The organism is Pseudoalteromonas sp. BZK2, from assembly GCF_014349195.1.
In the GTDB taxonomy this organism is placed as follows: domain Bacteria; phylum Pseudomonadota; class Gammaproteobacteria; order Enterobacterales; family Alteromonadaceae; genus Pseudoalteromonas; species Pseudoalteromonas simplex.
In genome coordinates this window covers 1-22,888 of record NZ_JACSOG010000032.1, presented here as the reverse complement: position 1 = coordinate 22,888, position 22,888 = coordinate 1, and the positions used below count along the sequence as shown (strand labels likewise).

The window sequence follows — 22,888 nt, the reverse complement described above, 5'->3', positions numbered from 1 at the left end:
CTTATTATCGGCGCGTGATTAACTGACTATATGCTTTACCACTTAGCTTTACTGTTCGTACTTGTGTATCGTAATCAACATGAACAATTCCGAAGCGTTTTGAATAACCTTCTGCCCACTCGAAATTATCCATTAAGCTCCATGCAAAGTAGCCAGCCATGTTTACGCCTTGCAGTATTGCGTCATTCACAGCATTTAGGTGTGCATTATAATAGTCAACACGGTCTTGATCGTTTACCTCTCCATCTACCATTTTGTCAGCCATCGCAGCGCCATTTTCAGTGATATAGATTGGCGGTAACTCATATTTTTCATGCAAAGAGACTAATAACTCAGTCAATGCTGGTGGATATATCTCCCAGCCGATATCTGTCATTGGCGCTTGATGAGGCAGTTCATGATAATAATCAGTGTCACTTGCTTCATAACGTAATCGGGTATAAAAGTTAACGCCCAAGAAGTCTAATGGTTGGCAAATAATCTCCATATCGCCAGCTAGAATGTCAGGTCTATGCGCGGCTGGCAACTGTTCGATAATGTCAGGGTAAGCTCCTTGCATTACAGGTTTCATATACCATTGGTTTATGTAGTCATCAGCAAAAGCTGTTGCAGCTAAATCGGCTTCGCTAGACGATACAGGATAACAAGGAGTAAAGTTAAGTACGATACCGTTAAGTGAATCCGGGCTATTTTTATTTAGTACTTTCATAGCTAAGCCATGTGCAAGCAGCAAGTGGTGAGCAGCTTTACGTCCAAATTCTCGGCCTTTGATCCCTGGCGCATGAACACCAATTTCATAGCCTAAATAAGAGCTGCAGAAAGGTTCATTCAAGGTCGCGTATGAATAGACTTTTCCTGATAAGGCCTGACTTACTAGGTCTACATAATGCGCAAATTCGTAAGCAGTTTCGCGATTTAACCAGCCGCCTTTATCCTCTAAATGCTGTGGTAAATCCCAGTGGTATAAAGTGACGAATGCTTTAATATTTCGACGCATTAATTCGTCTAAAATATTAATGTAAAAGTTAATACCTTCTTGATTTAAAGTGCCATCTAATTTTATGACTCTTGGCCATGAAATAGAAAGACGGTAAGCATCTACACCCAAAGAGTCGATTAGTTCAATATCGTCTTTCCATTTTTTGACATGCTCGCAAGCGAAATTACCATTTGAGTTATCAGCGATTTTTCCTGGAGTCGCGCAAAAGGTGTCCCAAATACATGGAAGGCGCTTATCGGCAGCTCCTTCTATTTGAAACGAAGCTGTCGCAACGCCATAGATAAAGTCTTTGCTAAGCATTGTTGAGTTTTTTGGTAACGTGAGCTGAGTCATGAAATGAAACCTTTGGTAAACAAGAGCAAGTAAATCTTGCGGCTAAATTTAAAATTTTATGGTAGCGCTTCCATAAAATTACCGCAATAACCCGTAAGGGTGTTTGGTGTTTTGTGGTAGCGCTTCCATATTTAGGTTAGAGGCTAATCTGCAAACGGTCAACCGTTTATTTTATTTAGCTCTAAATATACAGTGAAAATCTGCTTTATCATTTAATAATTAATAGGTTAATGGTTTATTACTTTTATAACTTTAGCGCTAATTTAAGAGCTGATAACGACGTAACTAAGCTAGGTGCTGTATTATGTTGCTAGCTTTAACTTTTTACAGCCAGCACGCTCAGCTCTTCAATAGTTAGGAAAGTTTAACGCTTATAAGTATCGTCAAAAGAGACATCATTTAGCTTGCAATTAAGGTAAAGCCGACATTTTTGATGTGGCTTTACAGTTTGTTTAATTATAAGTATTTTAGCAATAGTGATGCCTTTTTAGACTTAAGTATCTACAGGGCAGTATTGTTCAATAAACGCTCTATGTGTCGGTAATTGTTGTAAGCGTTGCGCTATTTGCTGTTTGATCCCCTGCATAAATCGGCTTAGCTCTTGGTCATTCATTAAAGAAGCTACGTGATGGTATTGCTTTGGCATTATGCCTTGCCCAAGCATGACTTGCACCCAAGAGTCGACGCGGAAAATATCACCATCATCTAAGAAAACTCGTCCAGTCTCTTTAAACAATGCGACTTTATGGGCAAGTGACTTAGGTGTTTCCATTGTTTTACAATGCTGCCAAAATTCACTGTCATCCCTATCGGTAACTTTGTAATGCAAAACAATAAAGTCACGAATACTTTCAAGCTCTGACTGTAATTGTTTATTATATTCATCAAGAGCGTGCTGGGTTATGCCTGTAAAAGGAAATAATCGCATAAAGCGAATAATCCCAGTCATGATGAGGTGGATACTGGTTGATTCAAGAGGCTCTAAAAAACCACTGGCAAGACCCAGCGCTAAACAGTTTTTGTTCCAACCCTTGCGTCGTCGGCCAGTTTTAAATTTGATAATTTTTGGTTCGGTGAGAGTTTCACTGCTTAGATTATTTAATAATAACTGAGTTGCATCATGGTTCGATAAATAACGGCTACAATAGACTAAGCCATTGCCAACTCTATTTTGTAAAGGAATTTGCCATTGCCAACCTGATTGGTGAGCAATGGATCGCGTGTAAGGAGCGATTTCGGGTGTCCCTTTCGTTTGAACTGCTACCGCACTATCGCAAGGTAATAGATGTGACCAGTCTTCATAACCAGTATGTAAGGCTTGCTCTATTAGTAAACCTTTAAAACCAGTGCAATCAATAAAGAAGTCACCCGTTATCTCTGTGCCGTCATCGAGCAATAAACCCTTTATAAAGCCATTATCAGCATGCTTATTTACTCGTTCAATTTTGCCCTCAAAGCGTTTTACACCTAGATTTTCTGCAAACTCTCGTAAGAATGCCGCATAACGGCTAGCATCCATATGAAATGCATAATTAATTGGGTTATTAGGGCTAATACCAAATTTTCCCTGTTTAGCTGCTTGTAATTCATAGCAGTAATCTCCAAAGTCGTCTTTATTCCCCATTTTTTTTGCATGTAACCAAAAATGATGAAACTCGCCAGCCCAACATTCTTTACCTGTCATACCAAAAGAGTGAATATAGTCACTTTGTGGCTTGTGCCAATTCTCGAAGCTGATCCCCAATTTAAAAGTTGCTTGGGTGGCTTTCATAAAAAGTTTTTCATCAATACCTAGTAATTTATGAAAGGTGCGAATAGGTGGAATGGTTGCTTCTCCAACACCTACGGTGCCAATGTCGTCCGATTCAACTAAGCTGACTTTAATATCTTTATTTAGTAATTTGGCTAACGCAGCTGCGGTCATCCAACCGGCAGTTCCGCCGCCAGCTATGATCACCTGTTTAATTGATTGTTGTCTCATGTTGCCACCTTACTCCCTTGTAATTGTTCTAATAACAGTCGATTAGTGGGTAATTTTTGTAAGTATTGTGCAATCTTGTTGCGGTTGAGTTGGTATAGTTGTTCTGCTTTGTGGCACTTTTGGCCATCAAGTTTTGTGGTTAGACTGGTTTCAAACCCCATACCGTACAGCACATATTGATAACTTGCAGAAGAAAAGATTTCTTCATTTTCGACCAGATCAAATCGGTTGGGTGCTTGATACTGCCACAGTGTTAACAAGTTCTGTAATTCAAGTGGGATACTATTAGGGTTGCAGTTAGCACGCCAATAACCATTATCATCACGATTACTCAATACATAATGAAGTTTTAGGAAGTTAATAACTTGCTCCCAGCGGTATTTAAAACGTTTATTAAACCGGGTACTCAATAACTGCATGTGATCTTGGTCTACAGGCATTTGCTCACTTAGCATACTGATACTAAGTTCAACCATGGCTAACGCAGATGCCTCTAATGGTTCTATAAACCCTTGTGACATGCCAATCGCGACACAGTTTTTATGCCAAAAGATTTCTCTGTAACCTGGGGTAAAACGAAGTGTTCGTGTTTCAATTGTGTCTGCTTGTTGAGTGCCTATCGTTTGTGCCGCGTAACTTTTTAGTGTTTCTATTGCGCTTGCTTCGTCACAATATTTATCGCTAAATGTATAGCCAATTCCGCGTCTGGTTGGTAAACCTATATCCCAAATCCAACCAGCGGATTGTGCAGTTGATAATGTCGCAGAGGCAATATTTTGAGATTGGCTTTCGTATGGTATTTGGGCTGCTACTGCTGTGTTATTAAATAGAATGTGGCTTTGATCTAAAAACGGGATTTGATAATGCTTGGCGATTAATAGCCCTTGACTACCTGAACAGTCAATAAATAAGTCACCTGTTATCGCTCCATTATGCTGTGTGCTGACACTTTTAATGTAGCCTTGCTCATCGTTATTTGCACAAATCACATTATCAACAATATGCTTTACGTTAAGCGTATTTACACAATGCTGTGTTAAAAAGCGTGAAAATTTATGAGCGTCTAAATGATAGCCGTAATTTGTAACACCAGCATACTGTGGTGTATTAATCTGTTTTGGCGCTAGTGCTGCTTGGCAAATAAAGCTTTGCATATTCATAGCATCAGCATATTTTTGCTGAGAAAATAATTGCTTCCAAGCAGCATGAACATCATATTCATAGTAGCCTTCAGGAATCATAAAAGGGTGATAATAGTTATCTCCTTGCTGTTCCCCTCGCCAATTGATGAACTTTGAACCTTGTTTAAAGGACGCATCACATTGATGTAAAAAGTCAGTTTCTTTGACCCCAATTCGCTGTAATGTATTTCGCATTGACGGCCATGTGCCTTCACCAACACCAGAAATACCAATATCAGCAGATTCAATGAGAGTGATATGAAGATGTGGATGTTCTTTGGCTAGTAATCCGGCTGTAAGCCACCCCGCAGCGCCACCGCCAATGATCACAATATTATTAATTATTTTGCTCATATGCTTACTTTAAATATAAAGCCGCTTCAATAGGAGCGGCTTTTTATCAATTCACGTTAATCGTGAACTTTTAGGGATCTAAATTGACGCTATTAGCGTTAAAAATATCTAATTAAGAATAACTAAATAATAACGCCTTTCTATCCCCAAGAGCCCACATATTAAGTAAATTGCTATTAGACCGTATACTCTTGCTTCAGCAATAGCTTAGAAGTTATAACGTACACCTAAATTGTAGCGAGCCCCATTTTTGTCTAAATTCCATAACTGCGCTTTGTATCGTCCATGTTGGCGGTTGTCTTGCTCTGTAATGTTAATTCCCTCTAAAAATAAAGATAGTTTCTCACTATAGTTATAAGCTACATTAAAATCGACTTGGTAATACTCTTCAGTAAATGCAGGTTCATTTACATAGCGAGCTGCATTGTTTAAGAATTTATCACGCCAGTTATAGGCTATACGAGCTTGAAATTTATCATTTTCGTACATTGCAATTAAGTTAGCTGTGTCACTTAAACCTACTAATGCAAACTGCGTTGTCGTAGGATCTGCTGCGACATTAAAGTCAACATCACCATTTACAATCGTGTAGTTTGCTTGAATACCAAAGCCCGAATCACCAAAGAAATGTTGGATAGCAAATTCATATCCGTCAATTTTTGCATCTTTATTGTTAGTAGGAACTTGAGCTGTAAATTCCATTAGTGGATCATTGCTGTTAGGCAAGATATCGTAGGCTGCTTCAAATTCTTCATAAGTCATTGAATCAAATGCAACTCCATTTTCCATAGCCGCAACCATTTGGAATAGGTTTGAGTCAGTAACGGCAAGACCTCTAGCCTCTAGTTCAGCTTTTGCTGCTTGAGCGCGGGGACCTGCTGAAACATCTCGTAAGTCATAGTAATTTTGAGTCATTGGTGTTAAACCAATAAAATTATCAACTTTTTTATTGTAATAACCGACAGAAACATAACTAACATCGCTGTAGTACCACTCAGCTGAAACATCGATATTATCTGATTCAAGCGGTACTAAGCCTGGGTTACCCGTTGAAGCTGGTGCATTAGTGGTACCTGTAATTAAACTTGGCCCCGTTGGTACTCCAACCGTTGCTGCAGAGCTTAAATTATCATAAGTAGGTCGTGCGATTGTGGTGCTATATGAAGCACGAATTTTTACATCATCAACCACGTTAATATCAAAATCGATACTAGGTAGAAAGTGATTATAATCAGAGCTTAGAGAGTAATCTTGTTTGTCAGTGCCATATCGCACATTAAAATCGTTATTACCTTCCCAAGCGACGGCATTTGGTAAGTCAATATTTGCTGTTGATGTGATATCTGTGGTTTCGTAACGAGCACCAACTAAGAGGTTAAATGGCATATCACCAATTTCACCTTGATGCTTATATTGTACAAATGCAGCTTGAATATCTTCTTTAATAGTACGATTTGTTGCAAATGTGCCATCTGCAGCAAAATTAAACCCGTATTGGCTTGCTGCCCAATAACCAATTTCTGACGCGCTGCCAGTGAAACCTTGATCAGATGAACCTGAGGTATTGTAGCCGTCTAATTCACTTAAGAAATTTGTCGGGTCAAGGTAGCCATCAGGTAACTCACCAGGGTTTTCGATACCCCAGTTACCCATCGTATTACGAGTAAGTGACTGCAATGAATGACTTTCCATTGAGCGTGACTCAATACCAAAGTCTATTACCCCTGACTCAATTTCATATTTACCAAGTAATCGGAATTCATCAACCGTTGATTCTTGGCGTGCAAAGTTAGAATCAAGTATAGAAGTACCAACGTCATCTTGGTCTAACACTCCATTACAGTTTAAATTAGTACGACTACAATCATCAAAATCAATCACCATAGAGGGTAAATCACGACTAAAATCGACTTCTTGAGAAGCGACAATATTCGCTCCTAACCCTGCATTTACCCAGCTGCCATAAGGCGCATCGGGCTCACTCGTTGCTTTTGAACTATGCGCATCAAATACAAAACTGAGTTGGTCATTTACAAAGTATTCAAGATTAAGACCAATAGAGTCATTTTTATTAAGCTGATTGAGCTCTTGTAACGCTAAGCCTAGATCACGCGTTGATAGATCGCGGCGTTCTTCTTTATAGTAGATTGGTGTTTTAACCGCATTGTCATCAAAGATTAAGTGCGTTTTATAGTTATCCATCCAGATTGACTGCTCAGCACGTGACTCGAATAACTCTTGTTGAGAGTAGGTGTAATCAAGTGTTGCGGTAAGTGACTCTACAGGACTATATTGCAGTGTTAGCTGCGCGTTTGTTCGAGTGCGTTCACGATCGGCGATTGTGTAACGAAGATCGGAAGGCATTGAATAATATTGCCCCATTGCAGGTGCATTTTCGATGATGATGTCATCTGCAGATTGAGGAATTGTGCCGTCGTATGCAGTCGTTCTCCATTCGTTAACAAAAGCACCTGCTGCCGAACTATCACGTTTTTGAACGCTTGCAGTAAGTGATACACCAAACTTCGCTTCTTCGTCAGTCCAACTAAAGATACCTGAGATTTCTGGTGTAATATCATCGCCGACACGATTAGTTGTATCGTGCATAGCTTTTACACCAACATTGGTAATTAAACCTGGATTGTCTAGAGGGCGGGCAGTATTAATGTTTATTGTGGCCCCAATACCACCTGATGCAATATTTGCTTTTCCGGTTTTATAGACTTCAACTGACTTAACACTTTCTGATGCCAAATTAGCAAAATCATATGCACGAGAATTTGGAGAGCCACCGCCAGCAGGAAGTGAGGCTGCTGGCATAGTACGCCCATTTAAAGTCACCATATTATAGTCTGGACCAAAACCACGTACTGTTACTTTTGAGCCTTCACCATTACTACGGTCTATCGATACACCTGTAATACGTTGCAAAGATTCTGCTAGATTAGTATCTGGGAATTTACCTATATCTTCTGATGAAATAGCATCAACAACACCTGAAGAGTAGCGCTTTAATTGGGTTGATTCTTTAATACTTCCTTTAAATCCTGTTACTTGAATGACTTCAATGTCATCGTTGTGTTCAGACTGCTCTGCATAGGCAGAAAAGCAGGTGCTAGCACCTAAAAGCAAAGATAAGCTAGAAGCTAACTTTGTTCTTTTGAAGTTATGGCTTGGCATCAGGTTTCCCTCATTTTTATCATTGTTATTCATGCAATTAGGGCATGATATTGTTGTCGAAAATAGATTATTAAATGCATCTGGAAGCGCTACCATAAAGGGGTTGAAAATCACCCTTATGAAAGCGCTTCCAGAAAAGGGTAGTGTGATTTGCAGTTTACGTCAACAGCTATATCAATAAATTGTTAAATAAGTTGTGTGAAAATTAAACGAGAAATGGGTCGGTTTTAACAGCTTCTATCGCAACGAAATATTTAAAAACTGTTTTTAGTTCAGGTGGTTAAAAAGTAATGTTGAGATGGTAACTTTATGAAATACAGTGTTTTTAGATAGCGGATGGTAGAAATGAGTTGGCTCTTTTTATGTGTTTAAATAAGCAACCGAACTATCGTGGTTAAAAGTGTTGTTTTATAAAATGATGGTTTTTCTGCTCAAATATATTCAGTAGCGTACTTTTGATTCTTCGGATTACGATGACCAACCTTGCAATGAAAACCCTGAGCGCTTTGATGATTTATTCGATACGGAATTATAGAGTGACTTCGATAATGACTAAAAGGAAAAATTGAGTGTGAGTTCGAGCTAGATCATTGATAATGAGTGTACTCAAAATACTATTAAAGAGACCATATCACAAATCAAGCCAACGCATATATAGGATAAATAGTGCTATCTTTCTTTGCATTTTAAAATAGATGCCTGATCATAACTCAAGAAATGCGCTACTAGCCGTTATTTGTCGACTCACTACTCAATGTCTGGGGAATTAGAGTTCATTCTGATATTACTATTGAGGTAATTGTACGCAAATATACTTTTATATTGTGGCTATGCAATGGGCGGTAATTCAAATATGAGACTATAATGTTGCTATGTATCTTGGGTATTTATTTAATCAAAATCAAATCTTTCTGTTTTGATTTGATAATACTCGATCGGCAAATTAAATTTGCTTTGCAGTTCTTTCAGATAGGAATGTTCAACACTTGTGCATTTCACAGGACCAGCAACAATTAACTTTTCAACGAAACCTGTTTGATAAAAGTAAGCATACTCTAAAAGTTGCCCAATTGCTTGTCGTATACATGATTTAGCACTAAATGCTGTTTTGATTTCGTATAATCTGTACTTATCACCCAATTGAAGAGTCAGGTCAACTCTTCCGCATCCGATTAGGTTTTCAGTGCCTACATTATCTCTGCCATAGACTCGTACTAATTCATCATTCAAAGCCTGTTGAAGATCATTGTGCAGGAGGCGTACATCAATTTGTTCATCTCTCTTATAGGTAAGTTTGGTAAATGACTGTTTTGTTCTGCAACCTGGTTTGAAAATAAAAGAGGGGGTAGAAGGTTTGCCATTTATTGATGCTATCTCTATGTGAAGATACAAAGGTAGTAAGCGATCTAACACATCACAAACTCGCTGATAATCAATTCTTTCACGATTTTGTTTTTCACCTAGGAAAATAAAAGCATTAGTTTTGCACTATTCTGACTTGACTATGGTTGGCTGAAAGTCTTCACTTCTAGAGCCGTCATGCTCAACATCATAGTGCCACATGCTTAAATCGTAAAACTCAGTTCCGAATTCATTGAATAAATTAATTTTCTCTATTAGAGCATTAAGGTTTGGATGATCTCTACTAGGGCGAAGGGAGAATGCTACTCCGTATCGAAACGAATTATTTTCAAAGCCTATGTTAAATTGAAGCTCGGCTCGACCTCCGAAATGAGCTCCCCAATCTTTTTTTACTCCCCTTTGGTCAAATACGTACTTTGAGGGAACTCGTGATAAAGAATGAATATTTTTCCTCAATTCTTGAAGGTTACCCAGCTCATATTCTGTGAGCATTTCATTAATTTTATTTGCAATGTGAAACAGAGATTCCATTTAAAAACCTAAAAGTTATACCTGAATTAAGTATTACATTTGGATTGTGAATGGCCAAATTTGATTCTTGATAACAGTACTCGGCTTAATTATCTAGTTATAAAGTGCTAGTGATGGAGGTTGTGTTTATTTTTTTAACATCATAATGTGTAGGCTTATAAAAAAATAAACCTAAATAAAATCAACAGTTTAAATTTTCTATAAATTTTAATTGTGAAATATGCAATTTGTGTAGTTGCCAATTTAGTGACCTTCTGTTTAAAATGTAGCTTCATTGTTAATAATTTTTTATTGGTTGTGTTATGGGAAATCGAAGTCAATTTTTGGATGAAGCAATATCTATTCAAGTTAGTGCGTTGCTTCTAGTGAAACAAGCTGCAGTTGTAGATATTCAATTGGCTGCGCACCTTTTCTGTATTCAATCTGAAGCTGATGTGGTTGCTATACGTGATGCTAGTACAATGACATTGCAACGACTTGCTAGAGAAAAAACAGTTATTAACGCGGCATCGCTTGGTTTGAATGGAATTAAACAAATGCTAGATGCTATTAAAAGTGCTGAGAATAACGATTCAAAACTTGGCAAGCTTAAAAACTTAGCTGCAAGTACCTCAATCGCTGTGGTGGGGAATTAATTATGAATGCAATTAGTTCAGAACTCATAGGTTTAGTGGATGGTAGAAGTGTTTCATATAATATAACAAGAGACATTTCACTGATTGTTACGCTGATGTCTCTTAATGCAAGACCAGCTCTTGTTGCAGAGCTCTTTCCTTATATCAAAATTGGACGCTATAAAGAAATAAAAAGGGAAGTAGACACTATTTCTTCTAAGCCATTTGAGTTCAAGAAAATTGCAAATTCAGTTGGTTATGGATGGGTTGATTCAAACCGCGAAGGCTTTTTGATAGCGAATCTGCTATTTAATGAAGCTAAAGCTCTGTACCCTAATTTTGATTTTGATAATGATAATGTTTTTGCAGATATGCTTGTTAATGTTTGTATAAGCTTTAATAAGCGCTTCCAAGATTTGGTCGACCCAATTGACATTAATCAAGTAAATTCATTGTTTTGTGGAATTTCTAAGCAGGACTTATACCCTAATAGATGCTCATGTGGTCGCTTTTATTTAAGAACAACCCAAAGCTTCACTTCTTCTTGTCCTTGGTGCCGTTGTGGTGTTAATCCAAAATCAGTGAAAACAATCAAACTTAAAAAAGTAAATATCCATCATTTCGTTCAAGAGCAATCAGTTCGAGTACAACACACGCAAGTAGCTAATATTTCGTAGGTTGAAAGGAATGAGATTCTATTTAAGTTTAACAATTGTAGCATTGGGAGTTATGAATGCTGGCTTTGTGTCTGCTAAAAGCTCACCGGTTTCTGGAACAGAAAAACCTAGTAGAGGATGGCACTTTTACGAAGATCCTGAGCTTGTAGATGAGGAAAAGCAAGAAGTTCCAAAGGCGCAACCTCCTTCTGCACAGCCAAATGATAAGAAACAACCAGAAATGGTTGAAATTAATTCAGAGTGGTTGAAAGAAAACCTTCCTAAATTACTCAATACAGCTATTGATGATCCTAGTACAGAGAACATTTCAAACTATTATTACGCACAACGTTTAGCTATCGACAAAGCGAATGCATTTAGCGATCAAACAAAAGAATTCTTTATGTTTGAAGAGCAACTTTCTGAGAGTAACCGCCGACCAAATTCAAGCAATGCGTTATTTGCTCATAAAGTAAAAACAAATAAAGATAAAGCCAAAGTGTTCAATTCTTTATTTGATAAAGCTGGGCTGTGGATGTTCTATCGTTCTGACTGCCCGTATTGTCACCAACAATTTCCTGCGATGGAGTCCTTAGCTAAGATAATGGGGGTTGATGTGTTAGCAATCTCAATGGATGGCATTCTTTTAGATAAAGAGTTCCCGGGAGTTAAGCATGTCATCGACCCTAACATGACTTTGTCTCGAAAGTTTCAAGTGAACATTACTCCTACAACAATGCTTGTCTCAAATGATGGTCAGCACTTTCAAACAATTAAATATGGCATGGCATCAGGTAGTGAACTTGTTCAAAGAGCACTCTATGCAGCAAAACGGATGAACCTCATTAGTGAGGAGCAATTCGTTAAAACACAAGAAGTAAAAGACATTCTTGTGTCAAAGGAGCCTTTAGTAGTTGAAAAGCAAAAGTTAGAAGACAACCCTTCAATTCTATCTGACCTACTCAGAAAACGGCTTAATGAGATTAACCTTTCAACGACATCAAAGGCTCAGTAATGTTTAAAATTAATAAATTAAGAGCGCTAATTGCACTTAGCGCTTTGTCCCCATCAATTCATGCTTCAACTGTGATGGAAGATGTCTTTACTGAAGCTGTAACATTTCAAACGACAACAGCTACTTCATTCAGTACACCAACAAGAAACGGTATTAGTTTTGGTGGGGCTTCTTACAGAGTAAAAGGGGTAAGAGCTAACGTCGTTAATTTTCAACCTCCGAAAATATCTGGAGGCTGTGGTGGCATAGACTTTTTTGCGGGAAGCTTTAGTTTAATAAACTCCGACCAATTAGTGCAAATGGGAAGGGCGATAGCACAAGGTGTACCATCATACGCCTTTAACTTGGCTTTAACTTCAGTTTGTCCCTCATGTAGTAAGTTAATGTCAGACCTTCAAACAAAACTTGATGAATTTAATCAAATGACAGCTAATGGCTGCGAAAAGGCTGTTGGATATTTGGGAGATCTGAAATTAGATGACGGCACAAATGCAGTCGATACTTTCAAGAGCTCAGTGCAGTTTGGTGCTTTAGAAGGGCTCGCAAATGATGCTTCAGGTTGGTTAACAGATAGAGGTGAGGCAAACGCTACGAAAGGCGATACAGATAATACAGCTGTTAAAGCAGAAAAAAATGGTGTCGAAGTAGAAGTTAATACAGCTCATCATACTCTAGTGAATGCAAATGTTAGTGCTTATACCCATTCCTCAATCTCAGGTTTGGGTGGTGCAAACTTAAAAGACCTGATCATGTCGTTAACCGGTACAACAATTTCTAGAAAGTCTGGAAGTACAAGCTCGACCGATACTGGGATTGATGTAATAACTAAACCTGCAACTGTGTCATTAAGAGATATTTTCGAAGAGTCTGATACAGGCTCAATTAGAGTAATGAAGTGTGAAAGCACAGATCCAAATTGCTTAAACCCTATTGAACAAACTATCTCAAGCAGAGGCTTGAAGTACATTTTTGATGATATAGCAGAAAAGCTCGTTGTCAAAATTGATAAAAGACTGAATGTAGCTCAGACGGCAGATGAAATTGCACTACAAGCCATTGCAGATTTAAATGCTACAGAGTTAGTTAGCGCTTTAAAAAGCTCTCGATTGGCCGCAAAGACATTATCATTAACAGCGCAGGAAGCTGTAGCTCAGCAAATAATAACGGTACTTCAGGAAGTACTTCATAACATCAAGTCAAATTCATCTGTAGGTGTATCACTAAAAGGGGCTGTTGCTAAACCATATATCGAATCACTGGATAAGCTGAATGATGATCTTGATAAAATGCGATACAAAATAGGTGAAGATTTGAAGTTAGTTGCCACACCATATGCGGTTACCCAAGCAATTAAATAAGTTACTGACAATCCAGAACAGTGGGAACTTAGAGCAATTTAATGATAATTTCAAAGTTCCAGGAGAGTACAATTAAACAACTGTACTGGTGTTTGTTGAGCACATTCAGTCAAATCATTCTCAACTATAATGTGACTACTTACCGCTCTATTGACAGATATTTTTTTGTTGGCCGTTACTCGATAGTATCGAGAATTACGCACTTCCATAAGCAGAAACGTCCGTCCAGCCGCTTTTAGTTCTATGATGTATATATAACGGATATTAAGGGCGGCATTTAAGTCACGATCTATATCTACAGTTCCGCAACACTTGCGAACCGAGAAAGGCATTTCTTCCCTTTTATAAGTTTTAGAACTACCATATCACTGCTTGAGCTTAACTAGATGCTTGCCTTGCTCTTTAAATTTTAGCAACAAAGCTATGCAATTAGGCATCGGCTATATGTCTCGCCTGTTTGCGGTTCTCATCAACGAGAGTTCGAAAGAGCTTGTGTTTAAAAATCAGCGCGAGCACTCGATAACTTTTCATGAAATTTAGCAATTATCAATCGTGCATTTTGCTATCATTTATAGAGTTGTTTACTTCAAAGTAAGTATAAGTTGTCTTCGATCTCGTAAGTCTAACTTCCTTAATATTGAAGTCATGTGTTCCTTTACTGTTCTCTCTGTAATATCAAGGATTCTTGCAATTTGCTTATTTGTAAGTCCTTTGATCACTTCATGAACCACTTGAATTTCTCTTTCAGTAAGAGACTTCAATTTATTTTTGGACTTATAATTAGAAGGCGTTGTTAATAAAACAGACGACAGGTTCAAAAGTAATTGCTCTGGTACCCATATGCCGCCATGGAGAATAGTTTCACGTATTTGTTGTAAAGTACGACTGTTAACATTCAAATTAACGTACCCTTTTGCTCCATATTGAAGTGATTTAGTAAGTTGCTTTATGTCTAATTTATTTGTTAATACGATCACTGGTATATTTACTTTTACGCAGCGCTCAATTGTTAAGCACCAGTCTAGACTTCCAGCTAATAACCACACGAACGCTTTTTCTGGTAAAGGCTCTGGAACAGACTCATGAATTATGGAATCTGGAAATGCCTCGAGCCAGCTAGGTGGTTTAATTTCATCCTGCATAATAAAAATATTCTGACACATATAATTTTCCACCTCAAAAACAGGCCATATGTTACTTGAGAAGTTTTAAGACTTACTACTTGTCGATAGATAATTATATTTAGCTTCTTGAATTGAAATATGTCAATGAATCAGTTACATCGCTGAATTTTGGAAAGAGTTTTTCGCAGTAATGATTTTTTTCTATCAAGCTTGTTGCAGAAAAACAATCAGAGAATATGGTAACTTGATAGCCCTTCAGATTTGCTTCTTGTCCGCTGCTATCAATAGTTAACGCAGAGCAGGCTCCAATAAAAAATAATTGCTCTATTTTGTTTCTTTTTAGAACTCTTTCAACTTCAGGGTTACTGAAAATGTTCAAACCAAATCCACAGGGAATACTGTGAATTAACTCTCCAAAGGTACTTAGGAAGTCTAATTCTTCAGCACCATATGAGCCTTTTTCAAAAGCTTTAGTATCTGCTACCCATTTGAATAAACCTAACGGATTATCTACCTTTCGAATTTCATCATTGTATATAAAAGGAATGCTCAGTACATAATCAAAGTTAAGAATATGTGTCATTAAGAGTGAAAAAGTACACTCTAAAGCTTCTTGTTGATAAGCTACATCTTTGATAAATGGGTTTATCTTTCCGTTATAGTGGAAAATATCATTTTGATAGCCTGTAATGACTAAGGCTGTTTTTTTCATTATTTCCCTCAATGAATTTAATAATTATATTAGGATAATAGCCTATAATTTTATCAGGTAAAATTATAGCTTTTAAAATCTACTTTCTAGCTCTAAATGCTCTCCTTGTAAAACCTATGATCATTAACTGAGTTTTGATTTTCAAATTGCGAAGCAATTTGAAAATCAAAATGAAAATGAAAGCATGTGCTTTTTTTAGGTTGCTGATAAATAAGGTGATATTTTTTGGTCTCATAATTGCTTTGTAATTATCCTGGAGGCGCACATGCTTAATATCTATGATGTCATAAGAAATGTAATTGCAGTTGAGGAAATTACTGAGCCTCACTTTTTTTGCATTGAAAATTTAACTGGGTATCACCAGTGCCTTCTACACTTTTCTAAATTACATAAAATACTTCCCCAGTTAGTCAACAACTTACGCATGTTGAGTTGCCAAGATACAGCGAAACATCTCACTTTGCTAAAAATAAATAACAGTCTGCAGCTCAAGTTTGGAGATGAAATTGTTTATCACTTTACCGATGAATGCGAATTTATTTACCCTTACAGCGTTGAACCGCGCCTTAGAGAGTGTGCTGCTGAAACAAGTGATTCATTAATTGAAAAAATAAGGCTCTATTGTAACTTTCAGACTCAACAAGAACATTGGAATTTAGAGTGGATAAATGAAAGCTTTAGTAACTCTCATACTGTCGGAATCATTAACTTAAATCAAATGCCTACAAAGCTAAGTTCTACTGAGTTCTACCTGTTCTATCCATTCTTAAGTAGTGAGGTTCAAGCTGTAGTTGAGTCAATGTGTAAACCTAAATTAAAAGCTTTTTTAGCAGATGATAGTGAAACTAGTTTGTTTACAACAAAAGCGATGCTTGAAAATTTGCGATTAGATGTGACTGTTGCTGCCGATGGGGCAGATGCCTTAAGTATCTGTAAAAAGCAAGAGTTCGATTTGATCATTTTAGATGAAAAAATGCCTCACTTATTTGGAAGTGACGTTTTTCAAGAGCTTAAGAAGCTTGATATTAATAACGGATCAATCAAGGTTATTCTTTCTGGAATTACTGAAAAAGATGGAGTTCTTGATCTTGCTGCTAAGGGCATCGATATTCATTTAGAAAAGCCCGTAACAAAACTGAAGTTACAGAATTTAATAAATCAAATTGAAGAAAGTGATCAATACATTTAGGAGGTTTTATGCCAAAGTTTGCTTTAGTGTTAATCGGTTTTCAGAATGATTATTTTTCTGATGATGGGATCCTTCATTCTTATATTAGTGAAAGCTCTGCAGTAACGGGCGCTTTATCCAATACTATAAAGTTAATTGAAAATCATCATGATTCATTTGATGTTATTGTTAGTACACCAATTTGTTTTACTGAGAATTATGATGAGTTAAGTAACCCTATCGGTATCTTAAGTGCCATAAAGGAAGTCGGTGCTTTTAAACAAGGAACTTATGGAGCAAAGGAAATAAGTCAATTTGATCCCTTTAAGGATGTAATCACGACAATCCCCGGAAAGAGAGGGTTAAATGCATTTACTGACACTGAGCTAGAGAGTTTCTTATTAGAAAATGATATTTCTGATGTTGTTTTAGCTGGTACTGTTACCTCTATTTGCATTGATTCAACAGGGCGTTCAGCCCACGAAAAAGGCTTTAATGTCACTATTTTGAACGATTGTACTTCGAGTCGAACACCCTTTGAGCAACAATTTTATTGTGAACATGTTTTCCCCTTGTATTCTCGTGTAATTGGTTCAAAAGAATTAGTGAATTTGTTATGAAAACGGATAAAAAGTCTAATGAAGAGCTACAGCTTCAAATTCAATATGCTTTAATAGAAAAAACTGCGCAGTTTCAGCAGAAACAAATGGAATTACTATCAGTTATTAAAGAGTGCATTTTTGAAGTCGATGAAAACTTTTCAATTAAGTACTTTAATAATGCATGGAAGCAGGAGCTTGGTTATTCTGACCAACAAGTTGAAAATCAACACCTTTTACATTTTATATACTCACCAGACTCTCAGATATATAAAAACTCACTGGAGCTTAAGGCAGGTCAATCAATTTCTGAACATGTTATTGTTACAAAGAATGATGGGCAGTCAAGCTGGTATCAACTTACTTTAGTCAAAAGTGAATCTTCATTTATTGGGTCATTGTTCAACATAGAATATATGATAAAAGAGCAGTTCAGATTGACGCAAAAAAATGAGTTAGCTGAAAGACTTTCACTTGTTGCTAAACACACAACTAACCTTGTTATTATTGCCGATCCACAAGGAAAAATTGAATGGGTAAATAGTAGCTTTGAGGTGTTTACAGGGTTTTTTTTGGATGAGATAAAAGGGAAAAAGCCAAAAGAATTTTTGCATGGCCCTAAGACTTCGCAAAAAACGAAAGAACGTATGGCGGAACACCTTAGAAATCATGAAAACTTCAATTTGGATATTCTTAACTATAAAAAGTCTGGCGAACCATATTGGGTAAATATTGATGCATTCTTCGTTTTTGAAGATGAAAAACTAAAAAATATTGTCGCGATTGAATCTGACATTACAGCTAAAGTGGAAGCGGACTTAAAAGTTAAGGAAATTGAGCAGAATTACAGACTAGCGACAAACTTTATCCAAGAGCCAATCCTTAAATTATCTGAGGATTACTCTATCCTTTATTCCAATGAAAGTTGGAAATCTCAATTTGACAATCAACTTTCAAACAGCTTTTTAAGTTATATTTCTGATGAATTTAGAAGTACGTTTATAGAAGCGATAAACACAAATGACAACACCTCGGGTCAGTTTGAATTATTTCTTCAAACAAATAATGGTTATAAATGGTATGAGTCACATTTTCAGGCTTTTCAAAGTGAGATCCCTCCATATAGAAAAGAAATTGCAGTGAGCTTAATTAATATTGATGAGCGTATTCGAACTAGTAAAGAGCTTAGCCGTCAAGCTCAAAAGGCTGAAGATTTAGCTCAAGCAAAATCAAGATTTATAGCAAATATTAGCCATGAGATAAGAACACCTCTAAATGCTATTTTAGGATCTTCAGAATTATTATCTGGGACAGGGTTGAATGAAGAACAAAAAACATTCAATTCTCTTATTAGTACTAGTGGCAGTGCACTTTTGAGTATCCTCGATGATGTATTACTATTTTCCAGAAATGATGAGCATAGAATTGAATTAGAAAATCAAGTATTCAACATCGAAGAGTGTATTAGTGAAGTTTTTAGAGTAGTTGAAACTTCGGTTCTACAAAAAGAAATTACATTAATAGCAGATATTTGTATTGATTGCCCTGTACTTTGCTACGGTGATAAGCCTAGAACTCGGCAAATGTTATTAAACATTATTTCAAATGCAATAAAATTTACTTCTGAAGGACATATTAAGGTCCTTGTTAAGCACAATGAAAACAAGGAATATATAGTATCTGTTATAGATACAGGTGTTGGGATCTGTAAAGAACGTATTGATACGTTATTTCAACCATTTGTCCAGCAAGATAGTTCTATCACTCGGAAGTATGGTGGTAGTGGTCTTGGGTTAGCAATATGCAAACAGATTTGTGACGCTATGGGCGGAACTATTGAAATTGATTCAATTCAAGGCCAAGGAAGTACATTCAGGCTTACTCTCCCCTTTGTACCGGCTTCAGAAGAAGCATTAAAAGCGAATGAGCCCTTTAATTTTTATATCATAGGTGTTGACGGGTCAGTTTCTGATGCTCTCTATCATTTACTACTTAGGATGGGTCATAATGTATTTGTTTTTAAAAATTTAGATGAAGTAACTCATTTTAATAAATCAAGCGATAGAGTTATTGTTACTGAGCCAAATCAAATGTTTAGTTTCAGTGATTATTTCAAGCAAAACTTAATCAGCGTACCTGTTCTTCTAATTAATGCGAATGAAACTATTAGAAATCTATATGAGAGTGAGAGGTTTGTTAAATTCGTCTCAGGTCCAGTTGAACGCAACCTGCTTGAAAAGGGGCAGGTGTTATTTGCTGAAGAAATTATAGATTTTGGAATTTTTAAAGATAATAAAAGAACAGAAAGCGATTTTTATGCAGTAAGAGATTATTCAGGAGCTGACGTATTGGTTGTAGAAGACAATCCGAATAATAGGCTAGTCATTGGTAGATACTTAGAAAAGTTGAATTGCAATGTTCACTACGCTCACGATGGAGTTCAGTGTTTGAATCAAATGAACAAAAACAATTTTAAACTGGTACTTATGGATATCCAAATGCCGAATATGGATGGTATTGAAGCTACAAAAAGGCTTCGCAACGTATTTGCAAGTAATGAACTACCCATAATAGCTTTAACTGCAAATGTTTTAGATGGAGATAAAGAGCGCTATTTTGAGGTAGGAATGAATGACTATATTGCAAAGCCTATTCAGTTTTCGAAATTAATAGAGGTTTTGGATAAATTTTTAATGCAATCTCACTTTGTGGGCTCACGGTTTGAGAGAATGCAACAAGTGGCTAGTTGGGTCAAATCAATTCTTAATTCTTAATTTGATTTTCATTTTGCGAAGCATAATAGTAATGAAGCGCATGAGTGATTATAACCATATGTAATTATTGGGTTTTTTTTGGGTTTGCTTCTTGCATCTACATAACTTATCACAAGTTATGAGGGTGTTAAAATGATTGCTCGAAACGTCGCTATTATATTTATTTTCTTTTCATCTTCGCTTTTCTCCTCTGAGAGTAGTTTAAATTATATTGAAAGTGCTGACGGAAAAAGAATTAAGGAAGTCTCTAACCTAGTAAAATGGACACATACCCGATTTGTTTTTAATCGGGATATTCAAAGAGTAGCTGTCGGGAATGAAAATACACTAGATGTAAATGTTGTTGGTGGCCGTGAGTTACTTATCCTAGCTAAGAGGCTAGGTAGAACATCAATGATAGTCTGGTATGACAACAATAATTCAGAAACTTTTTTACTTGGAGTAACAGAAGACTACAGTGTTCTTGAAAATGCTATAAAGGATATTCACCCTGCTCTTCAATTGGCCATTGCACCTGACAGGCATGCAATTGTGATTAGGGGCACGGTTCCTACGGAGAGTTATAGGCATGCAGCTTATACTGCTGCGAAGAATTACTTATATGCGTCTTCAAGCTCTCAAACTTCACAACCTGTCTTAGGCGGTGATCCTAATCAAAGTGTACTCCAAAATCTATCGCAACGACTTCAAGGTTTAGGTGCTATATCTAATGGAATAAGTAATCAAACTAGTAAAGTAGCTATTATTAATTTGATTAAGGTTAGTGAGGTCCCAAAAGCAAAAGAGGATAAAATAGCAGAAGTAATAAAGTCTTTGAATGAAGAAAATGTAAATGTAAAGCGCCTATCAGCTAACTCAATTCTAGATGATGATAAAGATGTTTTTTTACTCTCTGGTAAGGTTAAAAATCAAATCCGACTTGTTCGTTTACTCAATTCAATAAATACCTTGTTTAAAGGCGAGCAGGATTTACCTAGGCAACAGTTAAATTCAGCGCAATTATCGCCTCAGCAAAGCATTGATCAAAGTGAAGAGGCGGAAATAAAAGTCTTAGCGAATGAGTCAGGTTCATTAATGTCAGGGGGAGAAAATCAATTTGAGATGAGTAATGTGAAGTCTAATATTGCTCGTGCAACATTACTCTCATTAGCCGGTGGACGAGTACTTTCAACAATTGAGGTGGAGGATTTACCACAAGTTAGGGTTTCTGTTCAGTTATATGAAGTTAACCAGAGAAAACTAAAGCAATGGCGACCAGACCTAAGTGTTGTTTCAAAAGGATATAGTGATAATGGGCTTTTTACATTAGCTGGTTTAACAGAAAGGGAAAACGGCGCTGCTACAATCGAAAATGCATTGCAACTTGTTGGTGGGCAGTTGACCAATAACCTTCAGTTTTCTACATCTCAGTTTGCAATAGACATGCTATTTTCGTTACTTGAACAGCAAGGTATTTCTAAAACGCTTTCAAGGCCTAGTATAACCGTGTTATCTGGAGAAAGTGCAATATTCAAAGTCGGTGGAGAGGTGCCAGTACCAACTAGTTTTAGTCCCTCTGGGATCACAGCAAATCAGCAAGGTAATAGTAGCTCAGTATTTAGTGGAACTGAATTCAAATCTTTCGGTGTTGAGTTAAGTGTAAGAGCTCTAGTTGATGATAAAGATAGAATCACTCTAGATTTGAATCCTGTTATTTCACTACCGGATACAGTTTTGACATCGCAAATCGCTCAAAGTACAGGAAGTAGCTTAAATAGTAGCGCATTCAATACACGTAGTCTTCAGACTTCAACAAGGCTAAATGATGGACAGCCTATAGTCATAGCTGGATTAATAAATAATGATAATAATTCAAGTCATGATTTTGTACCAGGAAAGGATGGAAAGAGTCTATTCGGTAAATTATCAGAGACGAACAGTAACAGTGAAAATAATCGAGAGTTGGTAATTGTAGTTACCCCCAGCATAGTAAGACAACAAGTTAATGATATGTCTGAATGGATATCGCCAAGCCTAGATAATCTTTTTCAGAGTTTCCTTGAGGAGAATGTATTATGAAAGCCTTAATAATTTTAAGTTCTATTTTATTGTGCTCTTGTGCTAACGTTGATTATGTAGAATATGTTAATCCCAATTTACAGTTGAAAAAAATTGTACAGAAGCATGGCTTAAATAGATCAGGGCTCAATTGTATTGATGGGAAGTCTGACTGCGATGGAGCAATAAGGGAGATTAACCAGTTACTTTTATCTCACCCTGATAATGACGATATAAACTTAGTTCACGCAAACTTATTATTGAAATCAGGAAAGAACGACCAGGCAAACTACACCTTAAATAAGCTTGTAAATCAAAATAAGCCTCAATTGATATCTCTTATGATGGCTATTGAGTTAAATATTTTAAAAAACAACCTGAACCGTGCAGTTAGTTTGTCAGATAAAGCTTTGAAATTGTATGGTGCCCAGCCTAAGGTTTATGCGCAATTGGCCGCCATATATTATGCTAAGGGAGATTATATTGCTGCAGGAAAATACTTAGATATCTCAAAAAGTACAGGGCTGAGTTACCCACTATACTATTACAATCTAGCGCTAATCTCTGAAAAGCAAAAGGACATTAAGAAGGCATGTAATTATTATGCGAAGTCTTTGGAGTATGATGCAAGCTATGAGCAATCGATTCATAACCGTAGTAGGCTTAGCATCAACATGGTTTGTTGATATGTGTAAAGCATATTACTGAAAAACTCACTGACTATTAAAGGCCACACGATAATTATTTATCTAAACTCACCGAGAAAACCCCGTGATCAGAACAAAGTGATGTCGCGGGGATGAATCGGTATCACCCCTGCTCTTGGATATATTTTCGTATAGTCTCTGCGCTTGCATTCCCTACAGAACACACAAAGTACCCATCAGACCAAAATGTTTTCTCTTTCCA

At 36.8% G+C, this 22,888-nt stretch carries 18 protein-coding genes; 9 read left to right on the top strand and 9 right to left on the bottom strand.

Going from position 1 to position 22,888, the window contains the following annotated elements; translation table 11 throughout:
- Positions 1-4: 4 nt before the first annotated feature.
- The 6 genes from BIZ38_RS17055 to BIZ38_RS17030 all read right to left on the bottom strand — a co-directional run bounded on the left by BIZ38_RS17055 (position 5) and on the right by BIZ38_RS17030 (position 9,922).
- On the bottom strand, positions 5-1,333 hold the full coding sequence (locus BIZ38_RS17055) for a GH1 family beta-glucosidase (RefSeq protein ID WP_187490818.1): 1,329 nt from the start codon (positions 1,331-1,333) through the stop codon (positions 5-7).
- Positions 1,334-1,826: 493 nt separating this feature from the next.
- Complete coding sequence (locus tag BIZ38_RS17050) at positions 1,827-3,314, bottom strand: tryptophan halogenase family protein (RefSeq protein WP_187490817.1); 1,488 nt, start codon at positions 3,312-3,314, stop codon at positions 1,827-1,829.
- The gene (locus BIZ38_RS17045; protein ID WP_187490816.1) at positions 3,311-4,849 is read right to left on the bottom strand and encodes a tryptophan halogenase family protein; all 1,539 of its coding nucleotides are present in this window, start codon (positions 4,847-4,849) and stop codon (positions 3,311-3,313) included. The genes BIZ38_RS17050 and BIZ38_RS17045 overlap by 4 nt, the downstream gene beginning before the upstream one ends.
- Before the next feature lie 207 nt (positions 4,850-5,056).
- Positions 5,057-8,029 carry a TonB-dependent receptor gene (locus tag BIZ38_RS17040; protein WP_187490815.1) on the bottom strand — a complete coding sequence of 991 codons (2,973 nt, stop codon included), beginning with the start codon at positions 8,027-8,029 and terminating at the stop codon, positions 5,057-5,059.
- Positions 8,030-8,920: 891 nt separating this feature from the next.
- The gene (locus BIZ38_RS17035) at positions 8,921-9,442 is read right to left on the bottom strand and encodes a hypothetical protein (RefSeq protein ID WP_187490814.1); all 522 of its coding nucleotides are present in this window, start codon (positions 9,440-9,442) and stop codon (positions 8,921-8,923) included.
- Between the two features lie 75 nt (positions 9,443-9,517).
- Positions 9,518-9,922: a hypothetical protein gene (locus BIZ38_RS17030; protein ID WP_187490813.1), complete on the bottom strand. Its 405-nt coding sequence runs from the start codon at positions 9,920-9,922 to the stop codon at positions 9,518-9,520.
- 302 nt (positions 9,923-10,224) lie between these two features.
- On the opposite strand from BIZ38_RS17030, the gene BIZ38_RS17025 reads away from it, so the two are divergent.
- The 4 genes from BIZ38_RS17025 to BIZ38_RS17010 are packed head-to-tail and all read left to right on the top strand — an operon-like array spanning position 10,225 to position 13,565.
- Positions 10,225-10,557, top strand: coding sequence for a hypothetical protein (locus BIZ38_RS17025; protein ID WP_175080782.1), 333 nt, complete (start codon positions 10,225-10,227; stop codon positions 10,555-10,557).
- 2 nt (positions 10,558-10,559) lie between these two features.
- Positions 10,560-11,213 carry a hypothetical protein gene (locus BIZ38_RS17020; RefSeq protein ID WP_036973897.1) on the top strand — a complete coding sequence of 218 codons (654 nt, stop codon included), beginning with the start codon at positions 10,560-10,562 and terminating at the stop codon, positions 11,211-11,213.
- A 10-nt stretch (positions 11,214-11,223) separates the two neighbouring features.
- Positions 11,224-12,207, top strand: coding sequence for a conjugal transfer protein TraF (gene traF, locus BIZ38_RS17015; protein WP_187490812.1), 984 nt, complete (start codon positions 11,224-11,226; stop codon positions 12,205-12,207).
- Positions 12,207-13,565 (top strand): conjugal transfer protein TraH, encoded by a 1,359-nt coding sequence (locus tag BIZ38_RS17010; protein WP_187490811.1) that lies wholly within the window; start codon positions 12,207-12,209, stop codon positions 13,563-13,565. Before traF ends, BIZ38_RS17010 begins: the two co-directional genes overlap by 1 nt.
- A gap of 581 nt (positions 13,566-14,146) precedes the next feature.
- Here the strand turns inward: BIZ38_RS17010 and BIZ38_RS17005 are convergent.
- Together BIZ38_RS17005 and BIZ38_RS17000 are read right to left on the bottom strand one after the other, a co-directional pair.
- Entirely contained in the window at positions 14,147-14,728 is a 582-nt protein-coding gene (locus tag BIZ38_RS17005; protein ID WP_187490810.1) for a response regulator transcription factor, read from the bottom strand.
- 79 nt (positions 14,729-14,807) lie between these two features.
- Positions 14,808-15,401: an isochorismatase family protein gene (locus BIZ38_RS17000; protein ID WP_187490809.1), complete on the bottom strand. Its 594-nt coding sequence runs from the start codon at positions 15,399-15,401 to the stop codon at positions 14,808-14,810.
- A 265-nt stretch (positions 15,402-15,666) separates the two neighbouring features.
- Here BIZ38_RS17000 and BIZ38_RS16995 point away from each other — a divergent pair, with 265 nt between their 5' ends.
- The 5 genes from BIZ38_RS16995 (at position 15,667) to BIZ38_RS16975 (ending at position 22,665) form a co-directional block, all read left to right on the top strand.
- Complete coding sequence (locus tag BIZ38_RS16995; RefSeq protein WP_187490808.1) at positions 15,667-16,590, top strand: response regulator; 924 nt, start codon at positions 15,667-15,669, stop codon at positions 16,588-16,590.
- Between the two features lie 8 nt (positions 16,591-16,598).
- On the top strand, positions 16,599-17,189 hold the full coding sequence (locus tag BIZ38_RS16990; RefSeq protein ID WP_187490807.1) for a cysteine hydrolase family protein: 591 nt from the start codon (positions 16,599-16,601) through the stop codon (positions 17,187-17,189).
- Positions 17,186-19,942, top strand: coding sequence for an ATP-binding protein (locus tag BIZ38_RS16985; RefSeq protein WP_187490806.1), 2,757 nt, complete (start codon positions 17,186-17,188; stop codon positions 19,940-19,942). The genes BIZ38_RS16990 and BIZ38_RS16985 overlap by 4 nt, the downstream gene beginning before the upstream one ends.
- Before the next feature lie 132 nt (positions 19,943-20,074).
- Entirely contained in the window at positions 20,075-22,000 is a 1,926-nt protein-coding gene (locus tag BIZ38_RS16980; RefSeq protein ID WP_175080773.1) for a pilus assembly protein N-terminal domain-containing protein, read from the top strand.
- Positions 21,997-22,665, top strand: coding sequence for a tetratricopeptide repeat protein (locus BIZ38_RS16975; protein ID WP_175080772.1), 669 nt, complete (start codon positions 21,997-21,999; stop codon positions 22,663-22,665). The genes BIZ38_RS16980 and BIZ38_RS16975 overlap by 4 nt, the downstream gene beginning before the upstream one ends.
- Before the next feature lie 124 nt (positions 22,666-22,789).
- Here BIZ38_RS16975 and BIZ38_RS16970 read toward each other — a convergent pair.
- Positions 22,790-22,888: transposase (locus BIZ38_RS16970; RefSeq protein WP_187490805.1), on the bottom strand; the 99-nt coding region annotated here is incomplete at its 5' end.